This window comes from Bradyrhizobium sp. SSBR45G (assembly GCF_030159255.1).
In the GTDB taxonomy this organism is placed as follows: Bacteria; Pseudomonadota; Alphaproteobacteria; order Rhizobiales; family Xanthobacteraceae; genus Bradyrhizobium.
Map to the genome: position 1 here is coordinate 1 of NZ_BSCT01000034.1, position 17,834 is coordinate 17,834.

A 17,834-nucleotide genomic window follows, 5' to 3' on the forward strand; every position below is an offset into this window, starting at 1 on the left:
GGCCTCGCCCTTCGAGACGCCCGCCTTCGGCGGGCTCCTCAGGGTGAGGGGCGAAGTTTGCTCCGTCGCAGGCAGGTCGTGGATCGAGCGCGCTCTCTCTCGATGAACCCGCTATTCTCGGTTTCTGTGCAACGCCACTTGCAGCGCTGTGCAGTGCCAGGCTCGGAGCTTGACCCTCATGGTGAGGAGCGCCGCTTGCGGCGCGTCTCGAACCATCAGGCCCGGTACGAACAGGCGGTGGATGCGATTGCGTCCGCCGCTTGTCATCGTTCAAGCTGCGTTTACCGTGACTGAGGCTCCATCCATCGTCGTGGTCACGCATTAACGGCGTCAGGTTAGGCCTTGCGGAGCAAGGCACGGTCGCTGACTATGGCGAGTGGATCTACGGAATGAACATCGTCGCAGCGGCCAGGCGTCTCAGGGACAATCTCGGCTTCTGGCTGACCGCGCTCGGCCAGGAAGCGATGGACCTGTCGCTGCGCACCCATGCGGATTTCCGCACGCGCATCGTCGAGAGCCCGGGCACGATCCTGGACGACGCGGCGCTGGTCGCGCTGGTCGCCGATCTCCGCAGCATTGCCGGCAAGACGCTGCCGGCGGGCGATCTCACCTACGGCATCTTCTCTGGCCGGCGCGAGGCGCTTGCCCGCGCCATCATCACGCTGGTGTCGGATGCCGCCAGCGGCCGGCCGATCGCCTTCAATGCGCTGGCGGTGATGCAGGTGGCGCGCGATGGCGAGGCGCAGCAGGTGATCCATCTCGGGCTGGTGATGGTCGATCCCGAGGCGCGCGGCAAGGGCCTGTCCGGCGTGCTCTATGGTCTCACCACTTTGCTGCTGTTCATCCGCGACGGCCTGCGGCCGAAATGGATCTCCAACGTCACGCAGGTGCCGGCGGTGGCCGGCATGGTCTGCGAGACCTTCTCCGACGTCTATCCGTCGCCGCAGCCCGAGGCGCGCGCGAGCTTCGATCATCTGCAGCTCGCGCGCGGCATCATGCGGGCGCATCGCGCGGTGTTCGGCGTCGGCGACGAGGCCGGCTTCGACGAGGCGCGCTTCGTCATCACCAATGCCTATACCGGCGGCTCGGATGCGTTGAAGAAGACGTATGACGAGGCGCCCAAGCATCGCGACGACGTCTACAACGGCTTCTGCGCGCGCGAGCTCGACTACGTCAGGGGCGACGACCTCTTGCAGCTCGGCCGTATCGACCTCGCCGCCGCCCGCCGCTATCTGCTGCGCGAGATTCCTTCAGGATCGCTGCCGGCGCTGCTGGCGACCTCGGCGGTGCTGGCGCTGCAGCGGATGATCCTGCCGCTGGTGCACTGGTTCGACGACAGCAGGGCGTTCGGCACCTTGCGTCCGCGGCTGCCGTCCGGCGAGAGCGCGCCATGATGCCCGGCATCGTCGCCGATTCCGTCGTCAATCTCTGCGGCGCGATCGGCCTCGCCGTCGCCGCGGCGATGCTGCACCGTCGCGACTCCCACGGTCCGCTGACGGCGCGGCTCGTCGCTCTGCTCGCGCTGGTCGCCTTGCTGTTCCTGCTGCGCGGCATCGCCTGGTGGACGGATAACGCCACGCTCGACCGCATCTCGCTGATCCCGGCGGCGCTGGTCCCGCTCGGCGCGCTGATCGTGACCGAGGGCCTGTTGCGCCGTCACGCACATCGCCGGCTGAAGGCCGCCGCGCTGATCGGCGGCATCGTGCTCGCGCTGGCCGGAGTGCTCGGTCCGGTCGAGCTCGAAAACCATCATACGGTCGTGCTGTCGGCGTTTCAGCTCGTAGGCTTTGCGGTTTGCGCGTGGCTCTTGCTCCGCCGCGACCGCGCCAGCCTGCTCGCCTGGGAGAACCGCGCCATCGATCGCGTCGCGTTCGGCGCCGTCATGGTCATTCCCTTCATCATTACCGATTTCCGCGTGCTGGCGCCGGACATGCCGGTGCGGCTCGGGGCGCTCGGCGCGCTGCTCGCGGTGACCGCGATGCTGATTGCGGGCGCGAGCGCGGAGGCGCAGCGGCAGGGCGCGCTGCTCACTCTGCTGCGGATCGCCGGCGCAGCCCTGCTCGGCGCCGCCGCGGCCGCGCTGTCGTCGGACGTCGATGCGGCGCAATTGATGCGCTTCTGTGCGGTCGCAGTGGCCGGCGTGCTGACGATCGGCCTGTTGGGCGATGCCTTGCGGGCGGTGCTGGAGGCGCGCGAGCCGGGCGTGCTGGAGTCGATCGGCGCCGCGACCGCCGCGACGCGCGACGAGCTGATCGCCGAGCTGGCGCGTCAGCCGATCTTCGAGACCGCGCGCCGCTGCCGCGAGGCCGAGCTCACGGCGTATGATCCGCCGCTGCTGCGGGCGTTTCTCGCCTCACGGCGCGTGTTGCGCCGGGCCGACGCGCCCTGGGAATGGGCGGCGACCGATCCCGCCGTCGAGCGCATGGTGGCGCTGATGGCGGCGCGGCATGCGACGCATGTGATCGTGCTGTCGCACCAGCCGGTCGATCTCATCGTGCTGGCGGTCTCCGTGATCGCGGCCGATCCGGCCACGGAAACCGCGCTCGCGCTGGTGAGGCGCCTGCTGGTGCAGGCGCCTGAGACGTCAGCGGATCACGCCCACATGTGATGATGCTGATGATGGTGCGACAGGTCCATCATCGGCCCTTCCATCGCCGGCCCGTCGACCGCGGCAGCGCTGGCGTGTTGTGAAGCCGGTGCAGCATTCGGCAGCATGATCACGTTCGAGGCCGGCGCGGCCAGGATGTCCGCGAGCACGGCGGCGGTCGCGGCGCTGCCCGCATCGCCACTGCTGGCATCAGCGGCGGCGGCACCGCCCGTGGTCGCCAGCACCTGGGCGACCGTGGTGCCGTTGACGTCATAGGCGCCGCCGTTCACCGGGATGTTGTTGCCGCCGACATCGGCGGCGTTCTGGTGCATCTGGTCGGCGGCCGCGGCGACCAGCGCCTTGTTGCCGGTCTGGAAGCCCTCGAGGATCTTGGCGATCTCGGCGCCGAGCGTGCTCTGGTCGCCGAGCAGCTCGTTGTCGAAGCGGGCCTGGAAGATGCCGCCCTGCGCCGCGTCGAAATCGGTGACGTCCTTCTTGAAGGTCATCAGGTCGGCGGTGACCTGCGCCATCGCCGCCGCGTCGCCGGCATTGACGGCTGATATCGCGGCCTGGCCCAGCGCGTTCGACTTGGCGATGAACATGCCCCAGAACTCGGTCTGCGCCTGGTTGTCCTGATAGGCCGGCGTCGGATTGAGGAAATCGCCGAAGCCGGTCCAGCCGTTGAGGCCGTTCTGCTGCGCCATGTTGGCGAGGTTGGTGTCGCCGGCGACGATGTCGATGATGTCGAGGAAGTCGTCGTTCAGCGCTCGGCCGATGTCGACATTGCCGGCCGCGCCGTTGATGTGGGTGTTGACGAGCGCGAGCTGGTCGATGATGGCGAGCGCGTGCACGCCGGTGAGGCCGCCGAACTGCAGCGGATTGGCCGCGACCAGCGCGTTGAGGCCCGCGATCAGCGCGTCGACATCGTCCTGGATGACATTGACATTGCTGTCGTTGACTCCGCCGAGCAGCCGGTTGGCGGCATCGTTGAAGATCAGGCCGAGCTCGGCCAGCGTGCCCTTGGCCGCGGTCGCCGCCGTCACACCGTCGGGCAGCAGCGCCGGCACCTCGAGGAAGCCGGTGACGCCGTCGGCATTGGTGGCCTGGCCGGCGAGGTTGGCATCGGTGTTGACGACCTTGAGGATGTCGAGATGCGCGTTGCGCAGCGCGGCCTCCGCAGCGGCGATGCTGCCGAACGCGCCGCCGCCGGTCACCGAGGCCAGCGCGGCATCCTGCGCGGTCGCGATGTCGGCGAGAATGGTGTTGACGTTGGCGAGCGTCTGCCCGGTGAACTGGCCGGCCGCGACCATCGCCTTCAGCCCGTCCTGGATCACCGTGAGATCGCCGGTGTAGTTGAAGACGCTGCCGAGCCCTTGCCCGCCTTCCTCCACCACGTTGCGCCACAGCCCGCCTTCGAGAAAGCGCGTCGCGTCGTTGAACACCACGCCGAGATCGGCAAAGCCGAGCGCGGGTGGCGTCGGTGTTGGCGGCGGTGTCGGCGTCGGAGGAGGTGTGGGAGCCGGAGGTGGCGTCGGCGCCGGCTGGCAATGATGGTTGTGATGATGATGCTGGTGATGGTCGTTGTGGTGATGGTGATCGTGGTGGTGACTGTGATGGTGACGGTGATGGCGCGTCATGTCCGATGGACTCCCCTGGCTGCGCACCAAAGCGCGCCGGCCGACGCTGACGTCGCGGCTGATCGGGTGCGGTGATGCGCCCATCTGCTGCTTGCTTTTTGGCTGCTTCGCGCAAAGGTCGTGGAAGGCGTCTGCGGCAGATTGTCGTGCGGCGCGGAGACCGCGCTAACGGCAGCGCTGCGACATCGCGGCGCTTGACGTTCCGTGCCCTGCCGAGGCCGCGGCGAACCCTGCGGAGCCGTGCCGCGCAGCAAACGAATGAGTTTCAAAAGATTTCATCGCCACGATTCGTCGCCTCGCGACGACGGCGACCGACGCATCGGTCGCGTTGCGACGATCCGACGCGTCGGGGAACTCGGCGTGCGGCTTCGTCGTCAGGTCATGCCGTTGCCGGACGTGGCCGGATCATGGCGATTTCTTTACGAAAGCGGCGAAGGCGTCGGCGTAATCAGCATGCCAGCGCGACAGCGGCGGCCGGTTCTCGACGATGTCACCCGCCGCCCACAGGATCCGCCGCTCGTCGAGTGCGCGTGGCACGTCGTTGTCGGGACAGAGCACGTAGAAGTCACCGGCGGCGACGCGCTCCAGCATGAAGTCGACGGTCTGCTCCGGCGTCCATGCCGCCGCCGGCTTCTCGACACGGCCATTGGCGGTCAGCGGCGTGAACACGAAGCCGGGGATGAACAGATGCGCCGTGACCTTGCAGTCCGGCGTGTTGCGCAGCTCGTGCTGCAGCGCCTCGGTGAACGCCTTCACGCCGGCCTTGGAGACGTTGTAGGCGGGATCGCCGGGTGGCGTGGTGATGCCCTGCTTGGAGCCGGTGTTGATGATCAGCGCAGGCTTGCCTTGCGCGATCATGCTGGGCGCGAACACCTGCGCGCCATGGATGATGCCCCACAGATTGACGCCGAGAATGCGCTGCCAATTGTCCTCCGGTCCGAACATCTTGCTGCCCGGCTGGATGCCGGCATTGTTCATCAGCACGTCGACCGCGCCGAACCGTGCGCGCACCGCCGCTTCCAGCGCGACCACGCTGTCGCGGCTGCTGACATCGACCGTGACGGTCATGACCGCGGCCTCGCCGCGCGTCGCCACGGCGGTGACCTTGGCGGCCGCCTCGCGCAGCCGGGCCTCGTCGACATCGGCGATGCACACGTTCAGGCCGCGCGCGGCGAAGCGCATGGCGGCAGCGAGGCCGATGCCGGAGGCGCCTCCGGTGACGACGGCGGTGTGGTCGGGCGACAGGGCAGGATGGGACATGGGCGGGTTCTCCGGCAGGACGATGGGATGCTGGTGTATGACGTCTGGGCGCGGCCGCAAGATCATCCGGCCCAGGGCATGACAGGTCTTCGCGATCCGGCTGGAACCGGCTACGGCGCGGCCTTGGCGCCGCGCGCCTTCTTCGGCTTCTCGATCTCGCTGCGCAGCGCCGCCAGATCCTTCCTGACCGCGTTCGCCGCGTCGCGCTCGATGCGGCGGTAACGCTCGACCAACAGCTCGCCGAACGCCGTCAGCGCGGCGCCGCCGCCGTTGCGGCCGCCGGTCTGCCGCGCCACCGCGGGCTGCCGGCACACCCGGTTGATCTCGTCGACGAGGTCCCAGGCCCGCTTGTACGACATCTCCATGGCGCGCCCCGCCGCCGAGATCGAGCCGTAACGGTCGATGTTCTCCAACAGCGCGATCTTGCCCGGCCCGATCCGGCTGCCATCATCGAGATCGATGCGCAGGCTCAGGGAGGGCAGGGCGCTCGCTTTCGGCATGGAGGGTCTGCTTGGACTGACGTGGGGCGGACATTGCCACCATCATGTTTTGCGAACAAGATGATGCCAATCGACAATCACAATGACATCTGGGGACGAAATGCTGCCTAAGCTGTTTTCACCGCTGACGATCGGTCCATATCATCTCAAGCATCGCGTCGTGATGGCGCCCTTGACGCGGATGCGCGCCGACAAGGCGACGCTGGCGCCGCGGCCGCTCAACGTCGACTATTATGCGCAACGCGCCACGCCCGGCGGGCTGATCATCGCCGAGGCGACGCCGGTCGCGCCGACCGGCACCGGCAGCCCGAACGTGCCGGGCATCTACAGCGACGCGCAGGTCGCCGGCTGGAAGCACGTCGTCGACGCCGTTCACGCCAAGGGCGGGCTGATCTTCCTGCAGCTTTGGCATGTCGGCCGCGTCTCGCATTCCTCGTTCCAGCCCGGCGGCGCGCTGCCGGTGGCGCCGTCGGCGATTGCGATCGGCGATGATTTGAAGGCAATGACCGCGGACGGCAAGGCCGCCGCCTACGAGACGCCGCGTGCGCTGGAGACCGACGAAATCCCCGGCCTCGTCGCGGCCTATGGCCAGGCGGCCCGCAATGCGATCGCCGCCGGCTTCGACGGCGTCGAGGTGCACGGCGCGAACGGCTATCTGATCGAGCAGTTCCTGCAGACCCGCAGCAACCAGCGCACCGATCGCTATGGCGGCGGAATCGAGAATCGCTGCCGCTTCCTGCTCGACGTCATGCAGGCGGTGATCGATGCCTGCGGCGCCGACAAGGTCGGCGTGCGGCTGTCGCCCTATGGCATCGCCAACGGCTCCGGCGAGGCCGATCCGATGCCGCTCTACACTTACGCGATCGAGGCGCTGAACCGGCTCGGCATTGCCTATCTGCACCTGATCGAGCCGCGTTCCTCCGGCGCCGGCCGCGCCGACGTCAACTGGCAGAACGTGCCCTCGGCGCTCGCGCTGTTCCGGCCAGTCTGGAAGGGCGTCCTGATCGGCGCCGGCGGCTTCACCGGCGAGCCCGCGGAAGCGGCGATCCAGGCGGGCCACGCCGATGCCATCGCCTTCGGCCGCTACTTCATCTCCAATCCCGACCTGCCCGCCCGCCTGCAGCACGGCTGGCCGCTGACGCCGTATCATCGCCCGACCTTCTACGGCGGCGAGGAGAAGGGCTACACGGATTATCCAGTCTACGACGCGACGGTGAACGCGTAGCGCCCGCGCTCGGTCTGCTGTCATTGCGACGAGTCAGGATCAAAGGTTCTCGCTCGTCTCCTTCTACGTCGTCATGCCCGGGCTTGTCCCGGGCATCCACGTCCATCCGCGCGTGCCGACCAACGTGGATGGCCGGGACAAGCCCGGCCATGACGCGGTGAGGGCTTGCTACAACAAACAAAGCTGTGTTGCTCGGAGGGAATCGTATGAAGAACCGCACCACCGGTCGCTCGGCCTTCCTCGCGCTGCTCAAGGACGAGGGCATCACGCATCTGTTCGGCAATCCCGGCACCACCGAGTTGCCGATCATGCATGCGCTGAAGGACCATCCCGATCTCACCTATGTCATGGCGATGCAGGAGAGCCTGGTGGTCGCGATCGCCGACGGCTTCAGCCGCGCCTCCGGCCGCCTCGTCGCTTGCAACGTTCATGTCGCGCCGGGCTTGGGCAATGCGATGGGCGCGCTCTACAACGCGCAGTTCACGGGCACGCCGATGATCCTCACCGCCGGCCAGCAGGAGCAGGGCCACGGCCTGATGGAGCCGCTGCTGTACGGCCCGCTGGTGCGCATGGCCGAGCCGCTGGTGAAATGGGCGGTCGAGGTGACGCGGCTGGAGGACTTGCCGCGCATCATCAGGCGCGCCGCCAAGGTCGCGACCACGCCGCCGACCGGGCCCGTCTTCATCTCGCTGCCCGGCGACATCCTCAACGCCGAGGCCGGCATCGACCTTGGCCGCTCCACCCGCGTCGATGCGCGCGTGCGGCCGTCCGCCGACGCGCTGCAGGCGCTCGCCCAGCGCATTCTGAAAGCGCAACGGCCGGTCATCATCACCGGCGACGAGATCGTCAAGAGCGATGCGCTGCAGGCGGCGGCCGACTTTGCATCGGCGCTCGGCGCGCCGGTGCATCAGCAATCCGCGCCCTATGGGTCGCATTTTCTCTCCGAGCATCCCTGCTACATCGGCGCGCTGTCGCGCGCGCAGAAGCAGGTGCGCGACCTGCTGGCGCCGCATGATCTCCTCATCGTGCTCGGCGCCGATCCCTTGCGCATGTCCGTGCATAGCGAGATCGAGCCGCTGCCCGAGGGCCTGCCGCTCCTGCAGATCGGCCTGGTCGACTGGGAATTGGCTAAGAATTTTGGTGCCGAGATCGCGCTGAAGGCCGATGTCCGCGAGACGCTGCTTCAGCTCACGCCGCTGTTGCGCGAGCTCGGCGGCGCGGCCCTGCAGGCCCGTGTGCAGGAGCGCATCGCGGAGCTGTCATCGAAGAACTGGAGCGCGCGGCGCCGCACGTTGACGACGCAGATCGAAGCGGCGCGCGAGCGGACGCCAATCGACCCCGACTATCTGGCGCTGCAGGTGGCCGAGGCGATGCCCGAGCATGGCATCCTGGTCGACGAGGGCCTCACATCCGCGCGCCACATGACCGCGCTGTGGCCCTATCGCGACCGCTACAACTATCACGCCCTCGCCTCGGGCGGCATCGGCTGGGGCCTGCCGGCCTCGGTCGGCGTGAGCCTCGCCAATCCCGATCGGCCCGTCGTGTGCTATTCTGGCGATGGCAGCGCGATGTATTCGATCCAGGCGCTGTGGACCGCAGCCCATCACAAGCTGCCGCTCTCGGTCGTCATCATCAACAATGGCGGCTACCGCATCATCAAGCAGCGGCTGCTCTCGTTCCACGGCGACGACAACTACATCGGCATGGATTTCGCCGACCCGTCCGTGGATTTTGCAGGATTGGCCAAGTCGCTTGGCTGCGAGGCGCTGCGTGTCAGCGATCCCAGCGAGTTGAAGCCGACTCTATCGGAAGCGTTCCGTCGCCCCGGCGCCAAGCTGATCGAGGTGATGGTGAGCAACGCGGTGAATTGAGCCGACGCTGCCTCATCCCCACCGCCGTCATTCCGGGGCACGCAGGTCGTGGACAGCGAAGCTGTCTGCGACCTGTGTGAGCCCGGAATCCATATCCCCAGGCGGATGTGTGGAAGCGCGCTGGGCGTGATCACCGCCTCTCCAACCGCGGCCTGTGGTTATGGATTCCGGGCTCAGCCAAGTGCGGGACGGCTGCGCCATCCCGCACCTGGCTGCCCCGGAATGACGACCTCTTGAGCAGCGCTGCTAGAAAACACTTTACGAATATCCGAAGATATGCTTTATTCCCGAAATCCCGCCTCGAACGGAGGGGCGTTGCGCGCGATCGTCACGACACGCGGGGCGGGGAGCGATGGCCGCTGATGGACCGCAGCGTGGGGAGACCCGCGCCGACGAACGGTACGTTGCGGACGTAAAGGCGTGTGGTCCTGGCGCCCCGATGCTGGCGCCAAGTCGGCGGGTGATGATGATCCTGCCGGCGACGGTGGCTATCAAGCCGGACACCGGGGAGAGCGCGCTATACACGTGAAAACCGTCGCGCGGGGAATGCCGGATGTCCGGCTGAACCTGTGGTGACTGCCGCCTGCTTTTCTTTCTGCAGGCGGGCCATGGGTTGCGGCCAGCGCCCGGCATTCCCCGCGCCCTCCGTCTTTGCGAGGGCACCGCACCGGCAGACCTCGGACGCTCCTTGCGCCGCGAGAACGGAAGCGCGCATCCCGACACACAGATATCATCGATCCCTGCGAAGTTCCGAAATCCGAGACCTTCCTGATATCAGCACTGAATTCAAAGCGAGCCCCTTCCGCTTTGTACCCGATCCCGATATGACGCCGCCTTCGTTGTGACTGGAAAAGCGCCATGACCAGGATTGATGCAATCGCCCGTGCCCGTCAGAGCCTGACGAGTGGTGACTTTCTGGCCGAGCTCGGCCGCCGGGTCGCCTACCGCACCGAGAGCCTCAATCCCGAGCGCAAGGACGAGCTCGCCGCGTACCTGACGAAGGAGCTGACGCCGTCGTTCGCCGCGCTCGGCTTCTCCTCCGAGATCGTGGCCTCGCCGAGCGGCAAATCGCCGTTCCTGATCGCGACCTATCATGAGAGCGACAGCGCGCCGACGGTGCTGAGCTATGGCCATGGCGACACCGTCGACGGCATGACCGGCGAGTGGCGCGATGGCCGCGATCCCTGGGCGGTGACGCCGGACGGCAACCGCCTCTATGGCCGCGGCACCGCCGACAACAAGGGCCAGCACAGCATCAACATGGCGGCACTGCGCGCCGTGCGCGAGGCGCGCGGCGGCAAGCTCGGCTTCAATGCCAAGTTCATCATTGAGATGGGCGAGGAGATCGGCTCGCCCGACCTCGCCAAGGTGGCTGATCTGCATCGCGAGGCCCTGAAGGCCGACGTCTTCATCGGCTCGGACGGCCCGCGCCTGTCGACCGCGCGCCCGACCATCTTTCTCGGCTGCCGCGGCGGCATCCGGCTGCATCTCGACGTCAATCTGCGCGAGGGCGGCAATCACTCCGGCAATTGGGGCGGCGTGCTCGCCAATCCCGCGACGATCCTCGCCAATGCCATCGCGACGCTGGTCGACGGCCACGGCCGCATCAAGCTGGAGCAGCTCAAGCCGCCGCGTCTCACCAATGCGGTCCGCGCCATCCTCGCCGACGTGAAGGTGGAGCCGAGCGCCGACGAGCCGGCGCTGTCGGACAATTGGGGCGAGGACGGGCTGACCCCGGCGGAGCGACTCTATGCCTGGAACACGCTCGAGGTGCTGGCGATCTCCTCCGGCAATATCGACAAGCCCGCGAACGCGATTCCCGGCAGCGCCCGCGCCGTGCTGCAACTGCGCTTCGTGGTCGGCACCAAGGTCGATACGATCGTCGAGGATGTGAAGACCCACCTCGCCGCGCACGGCTTTCCAATGATCGAGGTCAGCATGACGCAGGGCTTCATGGCCTCGCGCGCCGACATCGACAGCCCCTGGATCACATGGGCGGCCGAGTCCATCAGGATGAGCACCGGCAAGGCGCCCGCCGTGTTGCCGAACTTCGGCGGCTCGCTGCCGAATGACGTCTTTGCCGACGTGCTGAAGATGCCGACCATGTGGGTTCCACACTCCTATCCCGGCTGCTCGCAGCACGCGCCGGACGAGCATATTCTTCTGGACGTCACGGAGGAGGCGCTCGGCCTGATGGCGGGGTTGTTCTGGGATCTGGGTGAACTGCAGAAGCCGTTGTGAGGAAGCTTGGGCATGAGCACACGTCGCGTGTCATTGGTGCTCATGTCTCATTGCCAGAGGCGGCGCCGCGGTCGTGCTCAGCGCGCCTGCGGCCGCCCTTCGAGACGCCCGCCTTCGGCGGGCTCCTCAGGGCGAGGACCGGCGGCTTGGCAAGACTCGGTCGTGTCCCTCATGGTGAGGAGCGAAGCGCCGATCAGGAAGATGGGATTCGAACTTATGGCGCGCGGCGCGTCTCGAACCATGAGGCCCCGGTCGGTGCGCTTCAGCTGCCACGCGGGAACCATCGGCGTGCAACTTTCGTCTGGTCGTCCGACCGTTGCAGGCCTCGTAGTTTACCATCACGACGTTCGGCGCCGCCGTATCGGCCCGAATGTCTTGTCCAACGGGATGCAGGACAGGCAATTTGTCGCAAGCGTCCGAGAATTTCCCGCCGCAGGGCGGTCTATGGTGCCCGCGCTCACCGGCCGAAAGATCGTCCGAGGCCGGGAGCAATTTTGAGTTCGTTCTGATTCATGCAAGCATCCGGCGATCAGCCGGATTGAGGAGATCGATGATGAAGCAGCTTCGCCTAATGGGTCTGGCCGTCGCCGCCGCGCTGTGCGCCGGCCCGGTGCAGGCCGAGGACCTGACGGGGACCCTGAAGAACATCAAGGAGACCGGCGCCATCACGCTCGGCGTGCGCGACTCCTCGATTCCGTTCTCCTATCTCGACGACAACCAGAAGCCGATCGGCTTCGCCATCGACATCTGCATGGGCATCGTCGATGCCGTGAAGAAGGAGCTCAAGCTCGACAAGCTCGAGGTCAAGCTCAACCCGGTGACGTCGTCGACCCGCATCCCGCTGCTCGCCAACGGCACCATCGATCTGGAGTGCGGCTCGACCACCAACAATGCCGATCGCCAGAAGCAGATCTCTTTCACCAACACCCACTTCCTGACCGCGAGCCGCTACGTCTCGAAGAAGGCGAGCAACATCACCAAGATCGACGATCTGAAGGGCAAGACGGTGGTGTCGACCGCCGGTACCACCAACATCAAGCAGCTGACCGAAGCCAACGCCGCGCGCAGCCTCGGCATCAACATCATCCCGGCCAAGGATCACGCCGAAGCCTTCCTGATGGTCGAGACCGACCGCGCCGTGGCGTTCGTCATGGACGACATCCTGCTGGCGAGCCTGGTCGCCGGCTCCAAGGATCCGGCCGCCTACGTCGTCTCCAGCGACGCGTTCTCCAAGCCCGAGCCGTACGGCATCATGCTGCGCAAGGACGATCCGCAGTTCAAGAAGGTCGTCGATGCCGCCACCGCCAAGATCTACACCAGCGGCGAGGGCGCCAAGCTGTATGACAAGTGGTTCATGCAGAAGATCCCGCCGAAGGGCCTCAACCTCAACACCCCGCTGTCGGCGGAGCTGAAGGCCGAATTCGCCAAGCCGTCGGACTCGCCCGATCCGGATTCGTACAAGCCGTGATGTGAGGCCGCAGATCTCGCAACTAACCGGCGCCCCCCCCCCCCCCCTGGGGGGGGGGGGTCGGGGGTGGGGGTCTCAGGAAAGACTGCCTGTGTGGACCCCCCACCCCGACCCTCCCCCGCAAGGGGGGAGGGAGCGCAGGGAGCTCTCGGCGAAAGTTGCGTGATCCGGCTACCGAGCTAATCCCCTCTTAGGATGCCCCCGTGAACTACACCTGGAACTGGCACATCTTCCTGGAGCCGAACCCGACCGGGGCCGGCACCTATTTCGACATGCTGCTGGCGGGGCTCAAGGTCACCATCGTGACCTCGCTGACGGCCTGGGTCATCGCGCTGATCTGCGGCACGATCGTCGGCATCCTGCGCACCTTGCCGTCGAAGCTGGCCGGCTGGATCGGCTTCGCCTATGTCGAGTTCTTCCGCAACATGCCGCTGCTGGTGCAGCTGTTTCTGTGGTTTTTCGTGCTGCCGGAGCTGTTGCCGCGCACGATCGGCCTGTGGCTGAAGCAGATGCCGAATGCGCCGTTCTATACGGCCGCTGTCGGCATCGGCCTGTTCATGTCGGCGCGTGTCGCCGTGCAGCTGGCGGCCGGCATCGGCTCGTTGCCGCGCGGCCAGAAGATGGCCGCGACCGCGCTCGGCCTCACCACGTTGCAGGCCTACCGCTACGTGCTGCTGCCGATGGCCTTCCGGATCATCCTGCCGCCGTTGACCTCCGAGTTTCTCAATACGGTCAAGAACAGCGCGGTTGCGATCACCATCGGTCTCATCGAGCTGACCGGTGCGGCGCGCGCGATGCAGGAATTCTCGTTTCAGGTGTTCGAGGCGTTCAGCGCCGCCACCCTGATGTATCTCGTCATCAACATCATCGTCGTGATCGGCATGCGCCTCCTGGAGCGCGCGGTGGCGATTCCTGGCTACATCACGGGCAAATGAGATGCTGGCCAATTTCGATTTCGACGTCATCCGCCGCTCGCTGAGCTATCTGTTCATCGACGGCATGACCTTCACCGTGACGCTGACTGCACTGGCGGCGGCGGGTGGGTTGTTTTTCGGCACCATGATCGCGCTGATGCGGCTGTCGGGCTATCGCGTGATGGGCTGGATCGCCGGGCTCTATGTCGACTTCATGCGCTCGCTGCCGCTGGTGCTGGTGATCTTCTGGTTCTATTTCCTGGTCCCCTATATCGGGCAGTGGATCACCGGCTCGTCGCGGCCGATCAAGGTCGGCGCGTTCGCGTCCTCCCTGATCACCTTCATCCTGTTCGAGGCTGCCTATTTCTCCGAGATCATGCGCGCCGGCATCCAGTCGATCTCGCGCGGGCAGCCGGCCGCGGCCTCGGCGCTCGGCCTGACCTATGCGCAGACCATGCGCTACGTCGTGCTGCCGCAGGCGTTCCGCAACATGCTGCCGGTGCTGCTGACGCAGACCATCGTGCTGTTCCAGGACACCTCGCTGGTCTACGTGCTCTCGATCCCGGACTTCCTCGGCGCGGCGTCGAAGGTCGCGCAGCGCGACGGCCGCCTGGTCGAGATGTACCTGTTCGCAGCCCTGATCTACTTCACCATCTCCTGCGTCGCGTCCTACTTCGTCCGCCGCCTGCAGGCGCGCATCTCCATCATCAGATAGTCGGCTCCCATGATCGAAATCAGCCACGTCAACAAATGGTACAGCCCGAGCTTCCAGGTGCTGAAGGACTGCACGACCTCAGTCGCCAAGGGCGAGGTCGTGGTGGTCTGCGGCCCCTCCGGCTCCGGCAAGTCGACCCTGATCAAATGCGTCAACGCGCTGGAGCCGTTCCAGGACGGTGCGATCACCATCGACGGCCTCAAGGTCAATGATCCCAAGACCGACCTGCCGAAGCTGCGCTCGCGCGTCGGCATGGTGTTCCAGCACTTCGAGCTGTTTCCGCACCTCAAGATCATCGACAATCTCTGCCTCGCGCAGCAGAAGGTTCTGGGCCGCGGCCAGGAGGAGGCGACCGCCAAGGGCATGAAGCTCCTGGAGCGCGTCGGCCTGAAGGAGCAGGCGCAGAAGTTTCCGGCGCAGCTCTCCGGTGGCCAGCAGCAGCGTGTCGCCATCGCCCGCGCCCTTGCCATGGACCCGATCGCGATGCTGTTCGACGAGCCGACCTCGGCGCTCGACCCGGAGATGATCAGCGAGGTGCTCGACGTCATGGTCGACCTCGCCCGCGAGGGCATGACCATGATGGTCGTGACCCACGAAATGGGCTTCGCCCGCAAGGTCGCCCACCGCGTCATCTTCATGGACCGCGGCGAGATTGTCGAGGACGCCAAGAAGGAGGATTTCTTCGGCCAGCCCCGCAGCGAACGCGCGCAGCAGTTCCTGTCGAAGATTTTGTCGCATTGAGGGAGTTGTGGTTTGCAGGCCGTGGTTCTGTCGCCGCACAAGTGCATGGAGTTCGAGCCCATGTCTCTCCGCGTCGTCATGGCCGGGCTTGTCCCGGCCATCCACGTCGACCGGCCAGGAAGAACGACGTGGATGCCCGGGACAAGCCCGGGCATGACGAGTAATTCATTGGCAGAGGCTCTTTTGGCCCGATATCCGATAACTCATAGTTCGAACACGAGCTACTAGGAGACACGTCCTTGGACCCGATCGCTTACGTCAACGGCGCTTTCGTGCCCCTGTCCGAGGCCAAGGTCTCGGTGCTCGATCGCGGCTTCCTGTTCGCCGACGGCATCTATGAGGTGGCGGCGGTGCTCGACGGCAAGCTCATCGACAGCGCCTCGCACCTTCAGCGTCTGGAGCGCTCGGTCGGCGAGATCGGCTTGGCGTTGCCGGAGAGTCTTTCGCGCATCGAGGAGCTGCAGAAGGAGCTGGTGGCGCGCAACGCGCTCGACCAGGGCATGGTCTATCTGCAGGTGACGCGCGGCGCCGACAAGAGCCGCGACTTCCCGTTTCCGAAGGGCGACGTCAAGCCGACGCTGGTGATGTTCGTCACGGCCAAGAACATCGTCGACGCGCCTTCGGCCAAGACCGGGATCGGCGTCATCACCGTGCCCGACATCCGCTGGGCGCGGCGCGACATCAAGAGCGTGGCGCTGCTGGCGCAGGTGCTGGCGAAGCAGGCCGCGGCTGCGGCCGGCGCCGGCGAAGCCTGGATGGTCGAGGACGGCCACGTCACCGAGGGCGGCTCGTCCTCGGCCTTCATCCTCACCCCGGACGACGTCATCGTGACGCGGCCGAACTCCAACGCGATCCTGCCGGGCTGCACACGCAAGGCGGTGGTGAAACTTGCCGAGGAGCGCCAGCTCAAGGTCGAGGAGCGGCTGTTCACGGTGGAGGAGGCGCTCGCCGCCAAGGAAGCCTTCATCACCAGCGCGAGCTCGTTCGTGCAGCCGGTGGTCACGATCGACGGAAAACCGGTCGGCGACGGCAAGCCGGGTCCGGTGGCGAGCCGGCTGCGCGAGATCTATGTCGATTTTGCGCGCGCGACGGCGGTGTAGGAGCGGGCGACGACAGAGCAGGTGCAGCATCGAAACTCGTTTGCATTGTCCGGCGCTTTGCTATCGTGGCGGACCAATAGAAAATTGCAGGGAGGAGTTTCGATGCGTTATCGCTGGGGCGTGCTTGCGGCTGGACTGGTCATGACGGGCGCAGCGTTGAATTGGATCGGGACGGCGTCGGCCGATGACGGCTGGGTGACGCTGGTGGATGGCGACAAGAAGGTGGAGTTCACCGAAGTCGGCAAGGCCAATTGGGAAGCCAAGGACGGCAGCCTGATGGCCGACAAGCTCGACGGCAAGGATCCGTCCTATCTGGTGACCAAGACCAGCTACAAGGATTTCCAGATCAAGGCCGAGTTCTGGGTCGACGACGCCGCCAACAGCGGCATCTTCATCCGCTGCGACCAGGCGGAGAAGATCGACTCCAACATCTGCTACGAGGTCAATATCTTCGACAAGCGCCCCGATCCGAAATACGGCACCGGCGCGATCGTCGACGTCTCGAAGGTCGATCCGATGCCGAAGGCCGGCGGCAAGTGGAATACGTTCGATATCACCGCCAAGGGCACGCGGCTGACCGTGATCTTCAACGGCGAAAAGACCGCCGACGTCGACGACAGCAAGCACGCGGCGGGACCGATCGCCCTGCAATACGGCTCTGGCATCGTGAAGTTCAAGAAGGTGCAGATCAAGCCGCTGTAGCGGTCTTGGCCGCTGGCGCGGCCGTGCATTCCGCACAGCGGCGCTGGCCGCGGCTCGCGCGATAGAGGCCCTTGCAGTACCAATGGCGCGCCATCATCTGCAGGGGATGGCGGGCCAGCCGGGCCAGCGTCACCAGTTCGAGCATGGCGGGCATTGCGAACTCCTTTACATCTTTCCAACGTTTGCGAGATGGGGCGGCCCTTCGTTTGCGGAAGGGCCGCCCCAGTCGCATCAGCCATGCAGCTTCTTGGCTGTCTCGGCGATCACGCGGCCCTGATAGCGCGCCCCCGCCAGCTCGTTCTCGCTCGGCTGCCGGCTGCCGTCGCCGCCGGTGATGGTGGTCGCGCCATAGGGCGAGCCGCCGGTCACCTCGTCGAGCTTCATCTGGCCGGCGAAGCCGTAGTTAAGGCCGACGATGGTCATGCCGAAGTGGAGGAGGTTGGTGATGATCGAGAACAGCGTGGCCTCCTGGCCGCCATGCTGGGTCGCGGTGGAGGTGAAGGCGCCGCCGACCTTGCCGTTCAGCGCGCCCTTGGCCCAGAGGCCGCCGGCCTGGTCGAGGAAGTTGGCCATCTGCGAGGCCATGCGCCCGAAGCGGGTGCCGGTGCCGACGATGATCGCGTCGTAGTCGGCGAGATCCTCGATCTTGGCGATCGGCGCGGCCTGGTCGAGCTTGTAGTAGGAGGCCTTGGCGACGTCGGCGGGCACGAGCTCCGGAACGCGCTTGATGTCGACGGTGGCGCCGGCTTCGCGGGCGCCCTCGGCGACGGCATTGGCCATCGCTTCGATGTGGCCATAGGCGGAGTAGTAGAGAACGAGGACCTTGGTCATGGTGTGCTCCGTGGGGGCGGGGGTGATCGGGACGAACGTCCC

General features: G+C 66.4%; 16 protein-coding genes. 11 read left to right on the forward strand and 5 right to left on the reverse strand.

The window, feature by feature from the left end; translation table 11 throughout:
• Nucleotides 1-389: 389 nt before the first annotated feature.
• Both QQL87_RS29180 and QQL87_RS29185 read left to right on the forward strand, forming a co-directional pair.
• Nucleotides 390-1,394, forward strand: coding sequence for a GNAT family protein (locus QQL87_RS29180; protein WP_284422564.1), 1,005 nt, complete (start codon nucleotides 390-392; stop codon nucleotides 1,392-1,394).
• Nucleotides 1,394-2,608: a hypothetical protein gene (locus QQL87_RS29185; RefSeq protein ID WP_284422643.1), complete on the forward strand. Its 1,215-nt coding sequence runs from the start codon at nucleotides 1,394-1,396 to the stop codon at nucleotides 2,606-2,608. The genes QQL87_RS29180 and QQL87_RS29185 overlap by 1 nt, the downstream gene beginning before the upstream one ends.
• Here the strand turns inward: QQL87_RS29185 and QQL87_RS29190 are convergent.
• The 3 genes from QQL87_RS29190 to QQL87_RS29200 all read right to left on the reverse strand — a co-directional run bounded on the left by QQL87_RS29190 (nucleotide 2,593) and on the right by QQL87_RS29200 (nucleotide 5,984).
• The gene (locus tag QQL87_RS29190; RefSeq protein ID WP_284422566.1) at nucleotides 2,593-4,224 is read right to left on the reverse strand and encodes a hypothetical protein; all 1,632 of its coding nucleotides are present in this window, start codon (nucleotides 4,222-4,224) and stop codon (nucleotides 2,593-2,595) included. The genes QQL87_RS29185 and QQL87_RS29190 overlap by 16 nt on opposite strands.
• Before the next feature lie 405 nt (nucleotides 4,225-4,629).
• On the reverse strand, nucleotides 4,630-5,484 hold the full coding sequence (locus QQL87_RS29195; protein WP_284422568.1) for an SDR family NAD(P)-dependent oxidoreductase: 855 nt from the start codon (nucleotides 5,482-5,484) through the stop codon (nucleotides 4,630-4,632).
• A 110-nt stretch (nucleotides 5,485-5,594) separates the two neighbouring features.
• Nucleotides 5,595-5,984, reverse strand: coding sequence for a winged helix-turn-helix domain-containing protein (locus tag QQL87_RS29200; RefSeq protein WP_284422569.1), 390 nt, complete (start codon nucleotides 5,982-5,984; stop codon nucleotides 5,595-5,597).
• A 100-nt stretch (nucleotides 5,985-6,084) separates the two neighbouring features.
• Between QQL87_RS29200 and QQL87_RS29205 the strand changes: the two genes are divergently transcribed.
• From QQL87_RS29205 to QQL87_RS29245, 9 genes are all read left to right on the forward strand, one after another.
• Nucleotides 6,085-7,209: an alkene reductase gene (locus QQL87_RS29205; RefSeq protein ID WP_284422570.1), complete on the forward strand. Its 1,125-nt coding sequence runs from the start codon at nucleotides 6,085-6,087 to the stop codon at nucleotides 7,207-7,209.
• 206 nt (nucleotides 7,210-7,415) lie between these two features.
• Complete coding sequence (locus tag QQL87_RS29210) at nucleotides 7,416-9,080, forward strand: thiamine pyrophosphate-binding protein (RefSeq protein ID WP_284422571.1); 1,665 nt, start codon at nucleotides 7,416-7,418, stop codon at nucleotides 9,078-9,080.
• A gap of 858 nt (nucleotides 9,081-9,938) precedes the next feature.
• A complete protein-coding gene (locus tag QQL87_RS29215; protein WP_284422572.1) occupies nucleotides 9,939-11,321 on the forward strand; it encodes a M20 family metallopeptidase in 1,383 nt (460 codons plus the stop codon).
• Nucleotides 11,322-11,874: 553 nt separating this feature from the next.
• Nucleotides 11,875-12,789 carry an amino acid ABC transporter substrate-binding protein gene (locus tag QQL87_RS29220; RefSeq protein ID WP_284422573.1) on the forward strand — a complete coding sequence of 305 codons (915 nt, stop codon included), beginning with the start codon at nucleotides 11,875-11,877 and terminating at the stop codon, nucleotides 12,787-12,789.
• 203 nt (nucleotides 12,790-12,992) lie between these two features.
• Nucleotides 12,993-13,724: an amino acid ABC transporter permease gene (locus tag QQL87_RS29225; RefSeq protein WP_284422574.1), complete on the forward strand. Its 732-nt coding sequence runs from the start codon at nucleotides 12,993-12,995 to the stop codon at nucleotides 13,722-13,724.
• Between the two features lies 1 nt (nucleotide 13,725).
• Complete coding sequence (locus tag QQL87_RS29230) at nucleotides 13,726-14,418, forward strand: amino acid ABC transporter permease (RefSeq protein WP_284422575.1); 693 nt, start codon at nucleotides 13,726-13,728, stop codon at nucleotides 14,416-14,418.
• Between the two features lie 9 nt (nucleotides 14,419-14,427).
• The gene (locus QQL87_RS29235; protein WP_284422576.1) at nucleotides 14,428-15,159 is read left to right on the forward strand and encodes an amino acid ABC transporter ATP-binding protein; all 732 of its coding nucleotides are present in this window, start codon (nucleotides 14,428-14,430) and stop codon (nucleotides 15,157-15,159) included.
• A gap of 239 nt (nucleotides 15,160-15,398) precedes the next feature.
• Nucleotides 15,399-16,259, forward strand: a complete 861-nt coding sequence (locus tag QQL87_RS29240; protein ID WP_284422577.1) for a D-amino-acid transaminase — start codon at nucleotides 15,399-15,401, stop codon at nucleotides 16,257-16,259.
• 102 nt (nucleotides 16,260-16,361) lie between these two features.
• Nucleotides 16,362-16,961 (forward strand): 3-keto-disaccharide hydrolase, encoded by a 600-nt coding sequence (locus QQL87_RS29245; RefSeq protein WP_284422578.1) that lies wholly within the window; start codon nucleotides 16,362-16,364, stop codon nucleotides 16,959-16,961.
• Here the strand turns inward: QQL87_RS29245 and QQL87_RS29250 are convergent.
• Nucleotides 16,948-17,115, reverse strand: coding sequence for a hypothetical protein (locus QQL87_RS29250; protein ID WP_284422579.1), 168 nt, complete (start codon nucleotides 17,113-17,115; stop codon nucleotides 16,948-16,950). The genes QQL87_RS29245 and QQL87_RS29250 overlap by 14 nt on opposite strands.
• A gap of 77 nt (nucleotides 17,116-17,192) precedes the next feature.
• Nucleotides 17,193-17,792: an NAD(P)H:quinone oxidoreductase gene (gene wrbA / locus QQL87_RS29255; protein WP_284422580.1), complete on the reverse strand. Its 600-nt coding sequence runs from the start codon at nucleotides 17,790-17,792 to the stop codon at nucleotides 17,193-17,195.
• Between the last annotated feature and the right edge of the window lie 42 nt (nucleotides 17,793-17,834).